Origin of the sequence: Pelagimonas phthalicica (genome assembly GCF_004364805.1) — a bacterium.
Taxonomy (GTDB): Bacteria; Pseudomonadota; Alphaproteobacteria; order Rhodobacterales; family Rhodobacteraceae; genus Pelagimonas; species Pelagimonas phthalicica.
Genome location: NZ_SOAP01000003.1, coordinates 147,912 through 166,095 on the forward strand (window position 1 = coordinate 147,912; position 18,184 = coordinate 166,095).

Annotated in this window: 16 protein-coding genes; 8 read left to right on the forward strand and 8 right to left on the reverse strand. The window is 55.7% G+C overall.

Annotation, left to right across the window (positions count from 1 at the left end; translation table 11 throughout):
* Positions 1–56 precede the first annotated feature (56 nt).
* Both gshB and CLV87_RS18855 read left to right on the forward strand, forming a co-directional pair.
* Positions 57–992, forward strand: a complete 936-nt coding sequence (gene gshB / locus CLV87_RS18850) for a glutathione synthase (protein ID WP_099248650.1) — start codon at positions 57–59, stop codon at positions 990–992.
* Complete coding sequence (locus CLV87_RS18855; RefSeq protein ID WP_099248652.1) at positions 983–1,888, forward strand: alpha/beta hydrolase; 906 nt, start codon at positions 983–985, stop codon at positions 1,886–1,888. Before gshB ends, CLV87_RS18855 begins: the two co-directional genes overlap by 10 nt.
* On the opposite strand, the gene CLV87_RS18860 is transcribed toward CLV87_RS18855, so the two are convergent.
* From CLV87_RS18860 to ettA, 4 genes are all read right to left on the reverse strand, one after another.
* Positions 1,858–3,372, reverse strand: coding sequence for a YifB family Mg chelatase-like AAA ATPase (locus CLV87_RS18860; protein ID WP_099248654.1), 1,515 nt, complete (start codon positions 3,370–3,372; stop codon positions 1,858–1,860). The two genes, CLV87_RS18855 and CLV87_RS18860, sit on opposite strands and share 31 nt — an antisense overlap.
* Before the next feature lie 99 nt (positions 3,373–3,471).
* Positions 3,472–4,950 carry a methyl-accepting chemotaxis protein gene (locus CLV87_RS18865; RefSeq protein ID WP_166652795.1) on the reverse strand — a complete coding sequence of 493 codons (1,479 nt, stop codon included), beginning with the start codon at positions 4,948–4,950 and terminating at the stop codon, positions 3,472–3,474.
* A 53-nt stretch (positions 4,951–5,003) separates the two neighbouring features.
* The gene (locus tag CLV87_RS18870) at positions 5,004–5,318 is read right to left on the reverse strand and encodes a hypothetical protein (RefSeq protein ID WP_133840846.1); all 315 of its coding nucleotides are present in this window, start codon (positions 5,316–5,318) and stop codon (positions 5,004–5,006) included.
* A 371-nt stretch (positions 5,319–5,689) separates the two neighbouring features.
* A complete protein-coding gene (gene ettA, locus CLV87_RS18875; protein ID WP_099249338.1) occupies positions 5,690–7,345 on the reverse strand; it encodes an energy-dependent translational throttle protein EttA in 1,656 nt (551 codons plus the stop codon).
* A gap of 197 nt (positions 7,346–7,542) precedes the next feature.
* Here ettA and CLV87_RS18880 point away from each other — a divergent pair, with 197 nt between their 5' ends.
* The 3 genes from CLV87_RS18880 (at position 7,543) to dacB (ending at position 11,262) form a co-directional block, all read left to right on the forward strand.
* The gene (locus tag CLV87_RS18880; RefSeq protein ID WP_099248661.1) at positions 7,543–8,991 is read left to right on the forward strand and encodes a methyl-accepting chemotaxis protein; all 1,449 of its coding nucleotides are present in this window, start codon (positions 7,543–7,545) and stop codon (positions 8,989–8,991) included.
* 83 nt (positions 8,992–9,074) lie between these two features.
* The gene (locus CLV87_RS18885) at positions 9,075–9,701 is read left to right on the forward strand and encodes a nicotinate-nucleotide adenylyltransferase (RefSeq protein WP_255301753.1); all 627 of its coding nucleotides are present in this window, start codon (positions 9,075–9,077) and stop codon (positions 9,699–9,701) included.
* A gap of 55 nt (positions 9,702–9,756) precedes the next feature.
* Positions 9,757–11,262: a D-alanyl-D-alanine carboxypeptidase/D-alanyl-D-alanine endopeptidase gene (dacB, locus tag CLV87_RS18890; RefSeq protein ID WP_099248665.1), complete on the forward strand. Its 1,506-nt coding sequence runs from the start codon at positions 9,757–9,759 to the stop codon at positions 11,260–11,262.
* Positions 11,263–11,287: 25 nt separating this feature from the next.
* Here the strand turns inward: dacB and CLV87_RS18895 are convergent, their stop codons facing one another.
* A complete protein-coding gene (locus CLV87_RS18895; RefSeq protein ID WP_099248667.1) occupies positions 11,288–11,716 on the reverse strand; it encodes a L,D-transpeptidase in 429 nt (142 codons plus the stop codon).
* Positions 11,717–11,846: 130 nt separating this feature from the next.
* The gene (locus CLV87_RS18900) at positions 11,847–12,269 is read right to left on the reverse strand and encodes a tellurite resistance TerB family protein (protein ID WP_099248669.1); all 423 of its coding nucleotides are present in this window, start codon (positions 12,267–12,269) and stop codon (positions 11,847–11,849) included.
* A gap of 115 nt (positions 12,270–12,384) precedes the next feature.
* Here CLV87_RS18900 and CLV87_RS18905 point away from each other — a divergent pair, with 115 nt between their 5' ends.
* The 3 genes from CLV87_RS18905 (at position 12,385) to CLV87_RS18915 (ending at position 16,913) form a co-directional block, all read left to right on the forward strand.
* A complete protein-coding gene (locus tag CLV87_RS18905) occupies positions 12,385–13,962 on the forward strand; it encodes a lysine--tRNA ligase (RefSeq protein ID WP_099248671.1) in 1,578 nt (525 codons plus the stop codon).
* A gap of 123 nt (positions 13,963–14,085) precedes the next feature.
* The gene (locus tag CLV87_RS18910) at positions 14,086–14,499 is read left to right on the forward strand and encodes a DUF4864 domain-containing protein (protein ID WP_099248673.1); all 414 of its coding nucleotides are present in this window, start codon (positions 14,086–14,088) and stop codon (positions 14,497–14,499) included.
* 119 nt (positions 14,500–14,618) lie between these two features.
* Entirely contained in the window at positions 14,619–16,913 is a 2,295-nt protein-coding gene (locus tag CLV87_RS18915; protein WP_099248675.1) for a glycosyl hydrolase family 28-related protein, read from the forward strand.
* A 45-nt stretch (positions 16,914–16,958) separates the two neighbouring features.
* Here CLV87_RS18915 and CLV87_RS18920 read toward each other — a convergent pair whose 3' ends face one another.
* Together CLV87_RS18920 and CLV87_RS18925 are read right to left on the reverse strand one after the other, a co-directional pair.
* Complete coding sequence (locus tag CLV87_RS18920; protein ID WP_099248677.1) at positions 16,959–17,438, reverse strand: HugZ family pyridoxamine 5'-phosphate oxidase; 480 nt, start codon at positions 17,436–17,438, stop codon at positions 16,959–16,961.
* A gap of 35 nt (positions 17,439–17,473) precedes the next feature.
* Positions 17,474–18,139 carry a hypothetical protein gene (locus CLV87_RS18925; protein WP_099248679.1) on the reverse strand — a complete coding sequence of 222 codons (666 nt, stop codon included), beginning with the start codon at positions 18,137–18,139 and terminating at the stop codon, positions 17,474–17,476.
* Positions 18,140–18,184: the final 45 nt, after the last annotated feature.

Here is an 18,184-nt window from a genome sequence, read left to right on the forward strand (position 1 = left end):
CATTGAACCCCGGCAGGGCTTGCGCCATTTATGGCGGGAAGCACTGGGGAAAAACCATGAAAATCGCCTTTCAGATGGACCCGATCACCGGGGTCGATATCAACGCAGATAGCAGTTTCCGCTTGGCCGAAGAGGCGCAGGCGCGGGGGCATGAGCTGTTCTATTATGGGCCGGATCAACTGGCCTTTGACGAAGGGCGCATCACCGCGCGCGGCCATCGCATTACGGTTCAACGCGTCGCTGACCAACCGGCAGTTTTGGAACCTGAAGAGGTCGTTGATTTGGCCGATTATGACGTGGTTTGGCTGCGCCAAGACCCGCCGTTTGATATGCATTATATCACCACGACGCATTTGCTTGACCGGTTGGCCGGGCAGACCCTGGTGGTGAATGATCCGTTCTGGGTGCGCAATTTTCCCGAAAAACTGCTGGTTCTGAACTTCCCAGACCTGACGCCTCCGACAACCATCGCCCGCGATTTGCGAACAATCCGCGAGTTCAAGGACCGCCATGGCGATGTGATCCTGAAACCGCTCTATGGCAATGGCGGGGCCGGGGTGTTCAAGTTGGACGCGCAGGATCGCAACTTGTCGTCGCTGCACGAGTTGTTCACCGGTTTCTCTCGTGAGCCGCTGATCGTGCAGAAATACCTGCCTGCTGTGACCGCCGGTGACAAACGGGTGATCCTGGTCGATGGCGAACCCGTTGGGGCCATTAACCGCGTTCCGGCAGCAGGTGAGGTGCGGTCAAATATGCATGTCGGTGGCCGCCCGGAAAAGGTGGAACTGACCCCACGCGATCTGGAAATCTGTGCTGCGATTGGTCCGACCCTCAAGGAAAAGGGCCAGATTTTTGTCGGTATCGATGTGATTGGGGACTATCTCACCGAAATCAACGTCACCTCCCCGACCGGCATTCAGGAGCTTGAGCGCTTTGACGGTATCAACGTTGCCGAAAAGATTTGGCAGGCGATTGAGGCCAAATGCAGCTAAGCTGGCGGCTTAAACTGCTCAACAAAGGGCTGCGGTTGTTTGTCAAACCGCAGCTTCGTAAAACGTCTGATCCTTCGGATGCGCTTAAAACTTTGGCTCTGATTGCCGATCTGGTTTTTCGCAAACCTCCCTTTTTGCGCCACTACCTGCGCGATGGGGAAATGCACTGGTTTGCCTCAGGTCAGTGCCACCCGGGCAAGGCCGTGCTGTATTTCCATGGTGGCGGCTATGTTGCTGGCAGCCCGTCTGTTTATTCTGGCTTGCTTGGCCGGTTGTCGCGCCTGAGCCGGATTGAGGTTTGCGCGCCGGATTACCGTCTGGCTCCGAGCAATCCGGCACCGGCAGCTTTTGATGATTGTTTGACCGCTTGGGATCATCTGTTGGAGCAAGGCTTCCAACCCAAAGACATCGTCATCGGGGGGGATTCGGCTGGCGGTGGGCTGGCGCTTGCTGTGCTTTCGGTGCTGTGCCACCGGGGCACATTGCCCGCAGGGTGTTTCGTAATGTCCCCTTGTGTTGATTTCACGATGAGTGGTGAAAGCCTGATTTCCAACCAGGAGAGCGATGTAATCCTACCGGCGGAACGGTTTCCAGACCTGGCAGAAAATGTCTTGCAAGGGTTGGATCCAAAGGACCCAAGAATTTCGCCTCTCTACGCCGGTTTTCCGGGCGCACCCAACGTTTTCATGCACTATTCCGAGACGGAAATTTTGCAAAGCGATGCGCTGAGAATGGTGGAGCGGTTACGCAGTTTTGGTGCGAGCGCCACGGTGAATGCGCATCCGGATGCCCCCCATGTCTGGCACTTGCTGGACGGCTGGATTCCGGAAGCACGGGCCAGCCTGCGCGAGATTGCGCGATTTGTTCAGGATTGTTTTGTTGAAACCAGCCGATAAGACAGCGCTTCGGCAATATGGGGGCGGCGGATGTCGTCACTGTTGCCCAGATCCGCAATGGTGCGCGCAACGCGCAACACACGGTGATAGCCGCGCGCTGACAGGTTGAACCTGTCGGCAGCTTTCAAAAGCAAGTCTTTGCTTTCGCTGTCAATTTGCGCGATCTCATCCAAGGTTTGCCCTTCGGCATCCGCATTGGTGCGCAAATTGGTGGTGTCCTTGAAACGTTGTCTTTGCCTATCGCGCGCGGCGGCAACCCGATCAGCGACCGTGGCCGAGCTTTCGCCTTCGCATGCCAGATCAAGATCGGTGACCGCGACAGGTGGCACTTCAACCCTTAGGTCGAAGCGATCCATCAAAGGCCCGGAAATACGGCCAAGGTAGTCTTCGCCACAGATAGGGGCGCGTGAACAGGCTTGATCCGCATCTGCCAGATAGCCGCATTTGCACGGGTTGGCGGCTGCGATCAGCAGAAAACGACAGGGATAGTTGATATGGGCATTGGCGCGGGCGACCATGACCTCGCCGGTTTCCAATGGTTGGCGCAGGGTTTCCAACACCTGACGTGGAAATTCCGGGAATTCGTCTAGGAACAGAACCCCGTTATGCGCCATGCTGACCTCGCCGGGTTTGGCACCACGTCCACCACCGATAATGGCCGCCATCGAGGCCGTGTGATGCGGCTGTCGAAACGGGCGATCTCGAGAAATGCCGCCTTCCTCAAGCAGGCCCGCGACCGAATGGATCATGGATGTTTCCAATGCCTCAACCGGCGTTAATGGCGGCAAAATGCCTGGCATCCGTGCGGCCATCATGGATTTTCCAGACCCGGGTGAGCCGACCAAAAACAGATGGTGACGCCCGGCTGCGGCGATCTCAAGCGCGCGTTTGGCGCGTTCTTGACCTTTGACGTCGCGCAGGTCGCGCACAGATTCGTCTGTTCGAACTTCACCTGGCTGGGCTGGCTCCAAAATGGCCTGGCCGGAAAAGTGCCGGATCACATCCAGAAGCGATTTGGCTCCAATAACTTTGCAATCTCCAACCCAGGCAGCTTCGGATCCGGACGCATGCGGGCATAAAAGGTCTCGATCATCCTCAGCCGCTGACATGGCGGCGGGTAGCGCGCCCAAAACTGGAACCAAACCGCCATCGAGCGACAGTTCGCCCAAAGCGACGGTTTGCGAAACAGCATCTTTGGGGACGATTTCCAACGCTGCCAAAAGGCCCAAGGCGATGGGCAGATCAAAATGCGACCCCTCTTTTGGCATATCTGCGGGGGATAAGTTGATGGTGATACGCTTGGATGGCAGGGCAATAGCAAGCGAAGCCAGCGCCGTTCTAACCCGGTCGCGGGCTTCTGACACCGCTTTGTCTGGAAGGCCGACAATCGAGAATGCGGGTAGGCCGGGCGTGACGGCGCATTGCACTTCGACCGGGCGCGCATCAACACCCTCAAACGCCACCGTATAGGCCTGCGCAACCATGCACCCAATCCTTTGCTCCGCTTACATGCCAAGCAAATTTGATCTTTCATGGTTTAAGAAAGGTTAATGAGGCCCCGAAATGGTAAATGAAACGGCGTTTTACCCGGTCGACGCCTTAAGTTCTGCGCCAGTGTCGATTGTGAAACGCCCAACCAGTTCGGTCAATCGCCGCGCATCCCGATCCAACATGTGGCTGGAGGAGTTGGAGTCTTGCACCATTGCAGCGTTTTTCTGTGTGACGTGATCAAGGTTGGATACACCAGCATTGATTTCATTCAGGCTTGACGATTGCTGGTGGGTGCTTGCGCTGATGTCGCCGATCAGAATGGAAACCTGGTTGATTTGCTTGGCGATATCCGCGAGTGCAATGCCTGCCCGTCCGACCAGTTCAACACCCTGATCCACTTGTTCGGTACTATTGCCGATCAGCGTCTTGATCTCCTTGGCAGATTCGGCGGATTGCTGTGCGAGCGCGCGCACTTCTGAGGCGACAACGGCAAATCCATTGCCTGCTTCGCCCGCGCGAGCAGCCTCAACACCGGCATTGAGGGCCAGGAGGTTGGTTTGGAAGGCAATGTTGTCGATAACACCAATAATTTGGTTGATATGGCTGGCGCTGTTTTCGATTTGCGTCATGGCTTCGACGGCGTTTTGCACCACCTCGCCGCTATGCTCTGCCCCGACCTTTGCAGACTGTACGCTTTCCTCGACGCTTTTGGTGCGTTCCGCTGCAGACCTGACATTGTTGGTCAATTCTTCCAGAGCTGCTGCCGCTTGCTCCAGCGTCGCGGCCTGGGATTCTGTTCGGGTCGACAGTTGATCCGACGCCTGAGCAATTGCGCCAGAGCCACGGTGAATGCCTTGCGCCACGGCGATGACATCCCCCATCGCGTCGTGCAGGATCTGAACCGCTTGGTTGAAATCCGTTTGCAGTTTTGCATGGGATTGCGGAAAGCCGTCGCCGATCTGGCATGTCAAATCCCCTTCGGCCAATCGCGCAAGCTTGCCTGAAATGATATCGACAATCTCTTCGGTTTGTTTTTGGCTATCCATTGCCGCCATTTGCGCATCTTGGGCTAGTTCAGCTTGTTCCATGGCCTGTCGGCGTTGATCTTCCGCCTCTTTATCGGCTGCCTTTTTGCCCAGGATATTCAGCAACAGCACGCTTGTTTCCATGACAACAATGACGGCATGCACAACAGTTCTTCCTAAATTCGCCAAGGTGCCGCCGTCGGGGTAGACAAGGGTTGGGACAAGAAAGCTGAGGCTGAGGTGATGAACGGCAATGACCGCAGCCGAGAAGAGCAAGGCCGGAATGTTGTAAAGTGTAGAAGCAATTGCAATCGCGGCAAAAAACAACATGTGAGAGTCGAGTTGCCAATCATGTCCTGTCAAGGAAATGGTTAGTAAAACGCAATGCGCGACCAAGGCGAAAGAGATAACAAAAGGGGCGATTGTGGCCGACATTCGAACAGAAGACAGGGTCAGCAAGACGGTTGCCAAGCTTGCAACCGCCAGCGTCCACCAAGGAATGACCGGGTTCAGGAAAAGCGAGACGAGCGTTGGCCATGGTGCCATGGTCAAGCTTGCAAATATCTGCAACTTTAGATTCGCGTTCCCCGACGATCCAGTTATGTTGTTGGCGAGCATAATTCTGCGACCCTTTTCCCATCCATCAAAAGCCAAGCTCCATGAGACCTGAGGCGGGCCAAGTCATCTGGATTTGCGGTTTCGGTCAGGCTGCCAAGCGGGGCGCGAACAGGATAAGTCTCTGTCAAGCCAGCTGAGGTGATGATGTCCGAAGCATCGGGCCCCCATGGATAGGCGACCACCAAAACCAAACCAGCCTCTTCCTGGTTTTTTTCGACCATCATAAAGGCAATTGTCGTGACGCTAAAAAACGCTGATGCAAAGAGCGTCGCAAGTATGAGACCGACCGTTTTCATACAGACACAGATATTGGTCAGGTCTTAAGTATGTATTTCTTTGAAACGTAAAACCGAGCAGATCGATTTCTCGGATTGTTAAAATCTTTATCATCCCCAATGGGGTGGTTGAAAACAGTTTAAAGAGACGCCCAGTCTTTGTAGCGAAAGGCTTGTGGGGCGCGTGGGCCGGGCAGGGGCAGGCGTGGTTTCGTCGGGGTTGGTTGGTTGTGCTTCAGGGTCATTTTCTTGTCCTCCTGTGATCAAACATGGAGGGTTCCAAAGCACATTTGTAGTCATGTTTCACTTACCTGCCGCGGATGTGTGGCAGGTGTGAACAACCAAAAAGGGGCGACCCAAGATCGCCCCTTTGGATTGGTGATGCGGCTTTCTTAGCGTACAAATTTCTTGAACTTGACCCGTGTCGGTTCCAAAGCAGCCTCGCCTAGGCGACGTTTTTTGTCTTCTTCGTAATCTTCAAAGTTGCCTTCGAACCATTCCACATGCGCCTCGCCCTCAAAGGCCAGAATATGGGTACAGATCCGGTCGAGGAAGAAACGGTCGTGCGAGATGACAACGGCACACCCGGCAAAGTCGGTCAGCGCGTCTTCGAGCGCACGCAGGGTTTCCACGTCCAAATCGTTGGTCGGTTCGTCGAGCAGCAGAACGTTGCCGCCAGATTTCAACAAGCGCGCCATGTGAACGCGGTTGCGTTCACCACCCGAGAGTTTGCTGACTGGCTTTTGTTGGTCGCCACCTTTGAAGTTGAACGACGAACAGTAAGCGCGCGAATTCACCTCAGCGTCGCCCAGCTTGATCAACTCGGCCCCACCGGTGATCGCCTCCCAGACGGTATCGCCATCGGCCAGATCGTCGCGCGACTGGTCGACATAGGACAGCTGCACCGTATCACCCAACTCGATCGAGCCGCCATCCGGGGTTTCATTTCCAGTCAGCATCTTGAACAGGGTCGACTTACCTGCGCCGTTCGGGCCGATCACGCCGACAATACCGCCGGGGGGCAGGGAAAAGCTTAGATCTTCGATCAACAGCTTGTCACCCATGGCTTTTTTCAGGTTCTCAACCTCGATCACCTTAGAGCCCAAGCGCGGACCATTGGGGATGATGATCTGGGCGCGACCAACCTTTTCACGTTCGGACTGACCTGCCATTTCCTCATAGGCCGCAATACGCGCCTTGGATTTCGCCTGGCGGGCTTTGGCCCCCTGACGCATCCATTCCAATTCGCGTTCCAGCGTCTTTTGCTTGGCTTTGTCTTCGCGCGCTTCCTGTTCCAAACGCTTGGCCTTCTGCTCCAGCCACGCGGAATAGTTGCCTTCGTATGGAATGCCGCGACCGCGATCCAGCTCGAGGATCCAGCCGGTGATATCGTCCAGGAAATAGCGATCGTGGGTGATGATCAGGCAGGTGCCTTTGTATTCTATCAGGTGGTTTTGCAACCAAGCGATGGTCTCGGCATCGAGGTGGTTGGTCGGTTCGTCGAGCAGCAGCATGTCTGGCGCTTCGAGCAGCAGTTTGCACAGGGCAACGCGGCGCTTTTCACCGCCCGACAGAGTCGAAACATCGGCATCATCGGCCGGGCAGCGCAGAGCCTCCATTGCGACGTCGATTTGACTGTCGAGATCCCAAAGGTTCAGCGCGTCGATTTCATCCTGCAATTTGGCCATTTCATCAGCGGTTTCATCGCTGTAGTTCATGGCCAGCTCGTTATAGCGGTCCAGGATGTCTTTCTTGGCTTTGACACCCAGCATGACATTGCCGCGCACATCCAGGGATTCATCAAGCTGCGGTTCCTGTGGCAGATAGCCGACTTTGGCACCTTCTGCGGCCCAGGCTTCGCCGGTGAAATCCTTGTCGATTCCCGCCATGATCTTCATCAGGGTCGATTTACCAGCACCGTTGACACCAACGACACCGATTTTCACCCCGGGAAGAAAGCTCAGCCGGATGTTTTCAAAGCATTTTTTGCCGCCTGGATAGGTCTTGGAGACACCATCCATGTGATAGACATACTGGTAAGAGGCCATCGTCATCGCTCCGCTGAGAATCCTGTGTTGCCCGTCGAAGTAGCGGTTTGCGCGGGCGGGCGCAATCACGGTGTCACGCGCGCTGTATCGGGTGTGATTGCGATTTGTGAATGTCGGTTAATTTGATTGAAAGGATTAACTGTCCTTATGCTCGGCAAGGCCGGGCAAAACGCTGGCAATTCTGACGGAGAAACCGAATGCTGTTGGCGCAAAATGCGCACAAGGAAACCGGCCCAAGCAAAGCAAGCATTCGCTTTACCCTGTGGCAGGTATTCTTGACCTTGTGGCCAACCTTGCTGGCGGCAATTGTGCTGGCAAGCGCTTTGATCTGGGTGCCTGTGTCGCAGCTCGTTTTCGTGATGCTTGGGGGCGGGTTGGGCGTCGTTTTCGTCATGTGTGTCAGTGTGTTTCTGCGCTGTAAGAAGCAAATTGAAAGCGTGAACGAACTGGGGTTTGACATGGTTAATGTCATTAGAACCCATGGCGGCAAGGTAGGCGCAGATGCTCCGACCTACGAGGAATTCCCACTCGTTTACCAGAACCTTAAAGATCAACTCGAACAGCGAAGCCAAGTTGTTCAGGAAACCGAAAGCTGGGCCGCTGAAATGGCGATGATCATGGAAAAGCTGGGCGGGGGGCTTCGAAACCTGTCCGCGGGTGATTTGGAAAGCCAAATTCGCGAACCGATGGGCGAAGATTACGAGCAGCTCAGGCGAGATTTCAATCGGACCGTGGACGCATTGGCCAATATTATTGCGGAGCTGAGCGAAAGCGCGGCTTCGATTGATGAAGATGCCACGATTCTGAGCGAGGGGGCCGATAACCTGTCTCAGCGGACTGAAAACCAGGCTGCTACTTTGGAACAAACCGCAGCCGCGATGGAAGAGATCACGTCGAGCGTGACTGCAACCGCCAACGGCGCACGCGAGATTGTTTCCTCCATTGCGGTTGCTCGGGACAAGGCTGAGCAGGGCGAAGCGGTGCGCAGTCGGGCAGTGGCCGCAATGGGCGCGATCGAACAATCGTCCAAGAAGATTGGGCAGATCATCCAGGTGATGGAGGAAATTGCCTTTCAAACCAACCTTTTGTCACTGAATGCAGGTGTCGAAGCCGCGCGGGCCGGAGAGGTTGGGCGCGGTTTTGCAGTTGTGGCCGCCGAGGTACGCGCCTTGGCACAGCGCTCGTCGCAAAGCGCGTCGGAAATTCGCGAGTTGATCGAGGAATCCAACGACAATGTGAGCAACGGCGTGCATCTGGTGTCAGATATGGGGGCGGCGATTGAGGATATCCTGTCAGGCGTCACGCAGGTCACCGACCGGGTCGCAGAAATTGCCACTGGCGCGACGGAACAAGCGGATGGGTTATCGGAGATCAACAATGGCATCACCTCGCTTGATCAGGTGACACAGCAAAATGCCGCTATGGTCGGCGAAAGCGCGGCGGCCAGCCGGGCCTTGCGTGAAAAGGCAGTGAACTTGCGCGCCTTGGTAATGCAATTTAAGATGCGCAACGCGGCTGATACTGAAAAAGCACCAGCTTCAATCCAACTTTTCGACGATTGGGGCGAACCCGAGCCTGATCAACGTCGCGCAACTGGTACCGGCGGAGCACTGCCCGCCAACACCGTGATCTGGCAAGATTTCTAGGCGATACAGCCCCGGCCATTCTTGCAAGCCTGTGCCGTTCCCCCTATGCCAATGCGGGCAAGTTTTCAAAATCGGATGACAGATTGGCAAAGTGGCAGGAAAATCTGCATTTGGCTCCAGGCATGCGGGTGGGCATTTTGGGCGGGTCCTTCGACCCCCCTCATGCTGGTCATGTTCACTTGTCTCTTGAGGCGTTGAAACGGTTCGACTTGGACCTTGTCGTCTGGTTGGTCAGCCCTGGCAACCCGCTCAAACCCAACCCGCCAGCCAAGATGCAGCGGCGTATCGCTGCGGCGCGTTCCCTGATCACGCACCCGCGCATCCGTGTCAGCGATTTTGAAATGCGCCACCGAACCAGGTTCACCCATGAAACGCTGCAAGCGTTGCAAACGGAATGGCCCGCTTGCCACTTTGTCTGGCTGATGGGGGCCGATAACCTGTCGCAGTTTCACCGCTGGGACAACTGGCGCGGCATCATGCAAACCGTGCCCGTCGGTGTTCTTGCACGCCCCGGTTTGCGTATCGCAGCGCGCAATTCTGTCGCTTCGCGGGTGTTCCGTGCCTCACGCTTATCCGGGAAACAGTCTCGTCTATTACCAATAGGTCCGGTTCCGCGCTGGTGCTTTGTTAATATGCCGATGCGCGACATCAGTTCTTCAGAAATCCGCAACTCGGGCGCGTGGAGCCGGGAACCGGATACAAAATCATGAGAAACATGAAAATTGCCCGGTTGTCGAAACGGAGGTTTAGAGCTTAGATCATGGCATGACCAAATTGATTTCAAGACGTTTGTTTTTGGGCAGTTTGTCCGCGCTGTCCACATCGGCCCTGGCTTCGCCGCTTTGGGCCAATGCGCCTGAACAATCTTTGCGCCCCGTGGCCCGATCCAAGGATCTGTTGCGCGAAATCCAAAAGCCCGCAGAGGTGCTGGTCGAACGGGCCAAACTTGGCGGTCGCGTTGGGTTTGCCGTGGCGGATATGTCCACGGGCAAATTGCTGGAGGAGCGTGACGCAACTCTGGGCCAACCGCCTGCCAGCGTCGCAAAGGCGTTGACTGCAGCCTATGGGCTGGATGTATTGGGCGCGGATTATCGTTTTGAAACAAAGGTATTGGCGACCGGTGCGATTTCCAATGGTGTTGTCCAGGGCGATGTGATCCTGGCGGGTGGCGGGGATCCGACGCTCGATACAGATGGATTGGCGAAACTTGCGGCGCAGCTCAAACAGGCGGGGGTGACCGGCGTCAAAGGTGCGTTCAAGATTTACGGCGGGGCTTTGCCCTATATCCGCGGCATCGACGCAGGTCAGCCAGATCATGTTGGTTATAACCCCGCGGTTTCGGGCCTGAACCTGAATTACAACCGGGTGCATTTTGAATGGCGGCGCGCCAATGGCAGCTATGACGTTACAATGCAGGCCCGCACCGAAGCACATCGACCAGATGTGCGCTTTGCCAAAATGCAGGTCATCGCGCGCGACGTTCCGGTCTATACCTATGAAGATAAGGGTGGGCTGGACAATTGGACAGTCGCCAAGGGGGCTTTGGGCAAGGGGGGCGCGCGATGGTTGCCAGTGCGCAAACCTGGAATTTACGCAGGCGAAGTGTTTCAAAGCTTGGCGCGGGCACAGGGTATCAAACTAGATGCCCCGGAGTATTTGGAAAGCTTGCCGACGGCGTCGGAAATCACAAAGGTTCAAAGCAAACCGCTGGCCAGTATCCTCAAGGATATGCTGAAATGGTCGACCAATCTTACGGCTGAGATTGTCGGGATGACCGCAAGTCAAAAGCGGTCTGGCAAGCCGGTTAAGTCGCTTAAACAATCCGCGCAGGTCATGAACGCTTGGGCAAAACAATCCTTTGATCTGCCATCGGTTGCTTTAGTCGATCATTCCGGATTGGGTGAGCAAAGCCGTATCACCGCGCGGGATATGATGTCAGCGCTGCGCCAATTGCGGGGAACGTCTGAGCTCAAGCCCCTCTTGAAACCCTTCAAGATGCTGGATGCACAACGCAAGGTGATCAAGGATCATCCGCTTTCGGTGCATGCTAAGACAGGAACACTCAACTTTGTCAGTGGCTTGGCCGGGTATGTGGATCTGCCCGATGGCACCGAACTGGTCTTTGCCATCTTTGCCGCCAACCTGGACAAGCGCGCTAATCTCAAGAAGTCCGAGAGAGAGCGACCGCCCGGAGGTCGTGAGTGGAACCGCCGGGCAAAACGTTTGCAGCAAGAGCTGATTGAACGTTGGGGGATCGTTTATAGCAGCTAAGCCGGTGTCGTGACCGGCTTAACGCTCAGTTGTGGATCACAACTTTCATGTTGGATTTGCCAACGCGGCGGGTCAGTTCGAACAGGCGCGCGGCGTGATCCGGGTGCAGGCGCACGCAGCCAGCAGAGGCCGGGCGGCCCAAACGGCTGATCTGATTGGTGCCGTGGATGGCGTAATTGCCGTTGAAAAAGATCGAATATGGCATCGGTGCGTTGTTATACAGGCTCGATTTATGGTGGCGTGACAACCACTTGGCGCTCCAGCTGCCGCGCGGGGTCCACTTGCCTTTGCGCGCCGTGGAGACGGGCCATTGATAGGCAACCTTGCCATTGTGAATGACGGTCATGGTTTGCGACGAAACATCAACCTTGGCGACAAGGGCCGCAGCATGGCTTGCGACGGGCAGCGCGATCATCATGGTGATCGCCAAAATAGATGCGAGAATCCGGTTCATAATGTCCCTCCAGAAAACAAAGCAGCGTGGCGATAATGCCTGTTGGGACTATACAAAAAGATTAACCCCGGGTCAGTCAGGGATACCTGACCCAAGGTTGTTTTGTACTAAATGTTGTGGTTTTGTGACGTTATAGCGACATATGTCGTGCCCGAGCACCGCGTTCGATGGCTGCGGCATGCAGGCGATCTATCTCAAGTTCGTATCGAATTTCTTCTAAAAGGCGCAGTTCGGTTTCTTGCAGGGTGCCATCAGCCGCCGCCACATCGCAGGCCAAAGCATAAGCCGTTTCAAACAGAACTTCGGGCAAGTCATTGCGGATCATGCCGAAAAGCGCGTCTAACCCGTCTTCTTGCGAGAACAATTCGAACACGAGAACAGACATTTCACGTACGCGATCCACGTCATAGCTGGCAAAAACCGGCAGGTTGTTGACCGCCGAATCGATTTTGACCAATTCCGCCGTGCGAACATTTTCGTCCGATGCGGAAACCGCGATCATCAGGGCCACAAGGCAATCCTGTGGGCTGAGCGGGTGAGGGGCGTCTGTCATTAGCCTTGCCTTTCAAAAGGGCCGTTCAAAAATGCGGCGTCGCAGCGCAATTTATTGACGAGAGGCCCACAGGGCAATAGGAAGCGGGCCGCAACCTTTATTTCAGGAGAATCCCATGTCCGATCTGCGCGATGCGGCAATGAGCACCAAGGCTTGGCCCTTTGAAGAAGCTCGCCGTCTGCTCAAACGGTATGAAAAGACGCCTCCTGAAAAGGGCTATGTGCTGTTCGAGACCGGTTATGGCCCCTCAGGCCTGCCGCATATCGGCACCTTTGGCGAGGTGGCACGCACGACGATGATCCGTCGCGCCTTTGAGCAGATTTCTGACATTCCGACGCGTCTGATCTGTTTTTCGGACGATATGGATGGGATGCGCAAAGTGCCGGGCAACCTGCCGAACCAGGAGATGCTGGCCGAGCACCTGCAAAAGCCGCTGACCGCTGTGCCCGATCCCTTTGGCACCCATGACAGCTTTGGCGATCATAACAACGCCATGCTGCGGCGTTTCCTGGATACGTTTGGCTTTGAGTATGAGTTCATCTCGGCCACGGAGTTCTACAAGAGCGGTCAGTTTGATGAGATCCTGCTGCGTGCCTGTGAGAAATATGATGACGTGATGAAGATCATGTTGAAGTCGCTGCGGGACGAACGTGCATCGACTTATTCAATCTTTTTGCCGATCCATCCGGAAACCGGTCGCGTACTTTATGTGCCGATGAAAAACGTCGATGCCGCCAAGGGGGAGATCACCTTTGACGATGAGGACGGCAAGGAATGGACCCTGCCGGTCACCGGCGGCAATGTAAAGCTGCAGTGGAAGCCGGACTTTGGCGCGCGTTGGGCGGCGTTGGGTGTCGACTTTGAGATGTATGGCAAGGATCACAGCACCAATACGCCGATCTATGACGGAATCTGCCGGGCGTTGGGGCAACGAGCGCCGGAGCATTTCACTTATGAGCTGTTCCTGGATGACAAAGGGCAGAAGATTTCCAAGTCCAGCGGCAACGGGATTTCGATTGATGAATGGCTGACCTATGCCAGCACCGAAAGCCTGAGCTACTTTATGTATCAAAAGCCGAAAACGGCTAAGCGTCTGTATTTCGACGTTATTCCAAAGGCGATGGACGAATATCACCAGCAATTGCGTGCCTTCCCGACACAGGATGCCAAGGCGCAGGTGAACAACCCGGTTTGGCATATCCACAATGGTGATGTGCCGGAAAGCAAGATGGTTGTGCCGTTCTCGATGCTACTGAACTTGGCTTCGGCGGCGGGAGCCGAGGATAAGGACGCCATGTGGGGCTTTATCCAGCGCTATGCGCCGGATGCGACGGCGGAAAGCCACCCGGATCTTGACGCTGCGGCGGGTTTCGCGGTCAAGTATTACGAGGATTTCGTCAAGCCGACCAAGACCTTCCGTGCGCCGGATGAGCAAGAGCGTAAGGCCTTGGAAGATTTGGCAGATCGTTTGCGGTCCTATGACGGGGAAACCAGTGACGAGGCCCTGCAAACGCTTGTCTTTGCGGTTGGTAAAGATCACGGGTTTGACCCGCTGCGCAACTGGTTCAAGGCGCTTTACGAAGTGCTTTTGGGTCAAAGCCAAGGCCCTCGCTTTGGCGGGTTCATTGCACTGTATGGCGTGAGCGAAACCGTGGCGCTGATCGAAAAGGGGCTGGCGGGCGAACTGGGCTGAGCCAGTACCAATCAGTACAAAACAGGGGCGAAATGGGAGAGATTGCCATTTCGCCCTTTCTCGTTTCACGGCAGTTTTGAAATTTGCGCGGTTCGCTCTAGCTTGAGGTCAGGAGGAGCGATCATGCGCAAGATCATCTTAGTTCTGGCCCTGAGTGTCTTTGGGCAATTTGCCGCCGCTCAGGACGTCATCGCCCCTGACAAAGGCATTGAAGGCGTGATCCAAAATCAGATCGACGCATTTCTGTTGGATGATTTTGAGCAAGCCTTTCAATATGCCGCCCCGTCTATCCAGCAGTTATTTGGCACGCCGGATAACTTTGGCACCATGGTGCGCAATGGCTATCCAATGGTGTGGCGGCCAGAGAATGTTGATTTTGCCGACCTGCGCAATATCCAGGGCAATCTCTGGCAGAAAGTGATTGTCACAGACCAGGATGGGCAGGTTTTTGCTTTGTATTACAAGATGGTAAAGGTGGACGGGTTTTGGCGCATTGCTGCGGTCCAATTGCTGCCCATGCCGGACCTGTCTGCCTAACTCAACTGTTGCGCAAGCGCATGTAGGGGCGAACGGTACAGTTTCGCCCCGTTAAGACCCCTTCCTTATTTCCCTTTCGCGATCGGGGCGCAGCGCCTCTTGTGACGAAAGGGTACAGCATGAATAAGGCGATTACTGACGGTGTGGTCTTTATGCCTCCGGCATTTACGGCGGGTAATCTCGGACAGTTTTCTCGTGGCGACGGCATTCCAGGCTCGGCCACCTATGCGGGCTATGCAAATGCCGCATTCGAACCAGCGGACCAGGATTTTGCCGGATGTCTGGAAATTCTCAAGACCGACGGCGTCCAGAAACTGCGCTATATGGGGCAGACGCCTATTTTGCCGGGCTGCTACCTGCGTGTGTCCGCCAAGGTCAAGGCGATCTCGGGCGCGTTGCCAGCGGTGCGTATCGCCGGTTGGGCCGGTGATGCCAATGAAAATGCCGTCACAAATGTGACGCTGAGCACCACGCCGGTTGATCTGACCACCTATGGTGAAGTGGTCGAAGTCAGCGCCATTGTCGGCGTTGGCTCGCGCAATGGTGTTGATATGGTTTGGGGCACTCAGCCTGTTTACGGCCATTTCGGCATTGATCTGACCGGTCAGAATGGTGGCATCGTGCGCATTGATGACATCGTTATTGAGGATGTCACCGGCGTGTTCCTGCGCGACATGATGAATTGGGTCGATGTGCGCGATTATGGTGCCATTGGCGACGGTGTGACCGATGACAGCGCGGCCTTTGAGGCAGCGGATCAGGCGGCCAATGGGCGTCGTATTCTGGTGTCTGCGGGGACTTATCATTTGGCAAGCTCCACCACCCTGGACCACCGTGTTCAGTTTGAGGGCAGCGTGACCATGCCGGATGCGGCGATTTTCTCGCTGACCAAGGCCTTTGATCTGCCGACCTATATCGACGCGTTTGGTGGCGACGAAGAGCTGGCCTTTAAGAAGGCGTTGCAGTCACTGATGAACAATGCTGACCATGAAAGCCTGGATCTGGGCGGTCGCCGTGTGTCGATCCACGGCCCGATTGACGTTCAGGCCGCAGTTCCGAACCGGACAACCTATGCGCAGCGTCGGGTGATCCGAAATGGTCAGTTGCGCGCGGAAAGCTCGTCAAACTGGGACCCGGATGTTGTGACCAGCCAGGCGACCTATGCGGCCAGCAACCCTTGGGTTCTGACCAATGTCTCAAACGTGGCCAACATTCCGCTTGGGTCGCTGGTCGAAGGGCCGATCGGTGTTGGGCGCGAGATTTATGTGAAAGAGGTCAATGTCGCTGCTCAGCAGGTAACCCTGTCGCAACCTCTGTCGCGCGCGCCGACAACGCAGACCTACACCTTTACCCGTTTCAAATACATTCTGGACTTTACCGGGTTTGAACGTCTGAACGTGTTCGAGTTGGAAGGTCTGGAATTCCAGTGTGGTGAAGAGGCCTCGGGCCTGGTTCTGCCGCGTCTGGGCACCGTTAACGTGATCCGCAATTGTGTGTTCAACCGCCCCGGCCACCGGGCGATTACCTCGATTGGTGACGGCTGTCAGGGCATGTTGATCGACCTGTGTCAGTTCATCAGCCATGAAGGTGGATTGAACCCGCAGGATCGTCAGTCTGTTGCGATTACCTGTAACGCCAATGACGTGAAAATCCGCAATTGCCGGGCCTCGCAGTTCCGCCATTTCGCGGTGATGAGCGGCACGCATAGCATCATCACCGGCAACCACTTCTTCCAGGGTGGGGGCGTTGCTGGCGGGCCACGGACTGCGGGCATCGTGATCAATGTTCGGGCCTGTAACACGCAGATTTCCGGCAACTATATCGACAATGCGTTCATTGAGTGGACAAATGAACGCGAGCCAGAGCCGGATCATACCGGCGGGTTCGGGTTTGCGGGTCTGTCGATCACCAACAATGTGATGCTCAGCTCGGATGTCAGTACGTCGTTCAGTTATATCGTGTGGAGACCCGTAGGGACCGGTCACATCATCAATGGTCTGAATGTCAGCGGGAACACGTTCCGTGTTGTTGGGACATCCATCGAACGCGCAGAGCGGATCGACCTGTCGCAAGGCAGCGTGCTCAAGAGCAGCATGAAAAAGATCAACTTTGTCGGCAACACGCATCACAACGTGACCTATGCAACGTCCAACCCGCTGGTCGTTGATCACGACCAGAACACCGCCGCCTCGGTCTGGGAAGTGGACACTGGGAACAAGCTGCCATTTGAGGGCTTTGCCCTGAATGTGGACAGCGTGGTGACAACCTCACGGCCCCGCAATGCGTCGAATGTGACCAGGAACCATATGCCTTACACGCAAACGCAGATCGGTTCCAATGATGATCGTGTGCAGTTGATTTGGCCAGAAGACATGCTGGGCGATGCCAATGTGACGATCCGCATGGACAAGTAAGGTTCGCAACTGATGGAAATCGGCCCCAATTCGGGGCCGGTTTTTTTAGTGCAAGTCCTGTGGCGTCAGGGTGTAGGCTTTGCCAAAGCCGCCGTTCAAAAAGGCGCGTTCCGTGGCGAAGGACAAGATGCGGAAATCTCCGAAGCCGATATAGAGCTTGGCTTTGGGGTAGAGAGACAAATAATGCGCGGCCAAAGCGGCATGGTTCGGGTCTTGGTGGCGCACAAAACTTGCCCGCCCTTGCAGGCTGAGGCGCGGATGGGTCAGCGGATCACCCTTGTCGCCGGGCTCACCCAGCAGCAAGGCGCAGCGCGGATCTGCGTCCAGGGCCACTGTGTGGTGGCTGAGGTCCGAAACCAGCGACAACAGTTGACTGGCAGGGCTGGGCACGCAGGCAATGCGCGAGATCATTGGAGCTTGGTGGTTTGGGTCTTGGTAGGACAGCGCGGCAAACCGCGCGTTTTGGATCAAACCACGCGCCATGTCGCGTGCTTGGTCATCGGTGGGGCGGATCGGATTGGTCATATGGCAACTTTAGTCAGTTCCGCTGTGCGACGGTATCAGAAATCCGTCCACAACCCGAATTTGACCCCCATTGAGCTGTCACCGGTCAACCCCCAGGTCGCGCCGGTTTCCATTTTCAACCGCTTTCCCAATGGTGTCACCAAGGACGGAGCAAAACGCGCAAAGGCCGGGTCGCCGTGTTGAATGCCGGTTTGCAACTGCAACAGCAGTTTGCGATCCCGCGCGAGGTTGCGCCCCCAGGTGATGTCGAGCTTATAATCCGAGACCCCGTCGCCTGTACGGGTTTCCATAAAACTGTCCAGGCTGAGCCAGCCTTTCTTTAGCCCCCAACCCAAGGAAAGACCGGGCCTGACCACCTGTTCCCCGGATATCTGCCCAATTCCGAATTGAAAGGCGATCTTTGGACCCTTCTCGCGATTTCGAATTGGATATTGAAGAAACGCAATGCTTTTGCTGGCCCCGGAGACGGAGTTGCCAATATCCAGGCCAATCGTGAGCTTATCTGTAAGGCCATATTCCAGATAGGCGGTGCGGTATTGGTCAGTCGGTTGGGTATCGATCCAGTGTTGAATGTTTTGCGGCCAGCTGAGCTGCACAGAAACACTGGCAAATCCTGACCCTTTCTGACGCGGCCAAGCCCCGGCCTTGGCTTGGGAGACAAGCGCAATCAGGCATAGGCAGAGGAGGAGCCGGGTCAGCATAGGGGGTCCTTTCACCTCGCTAACCATGGCTTCATTTTGGTTAAG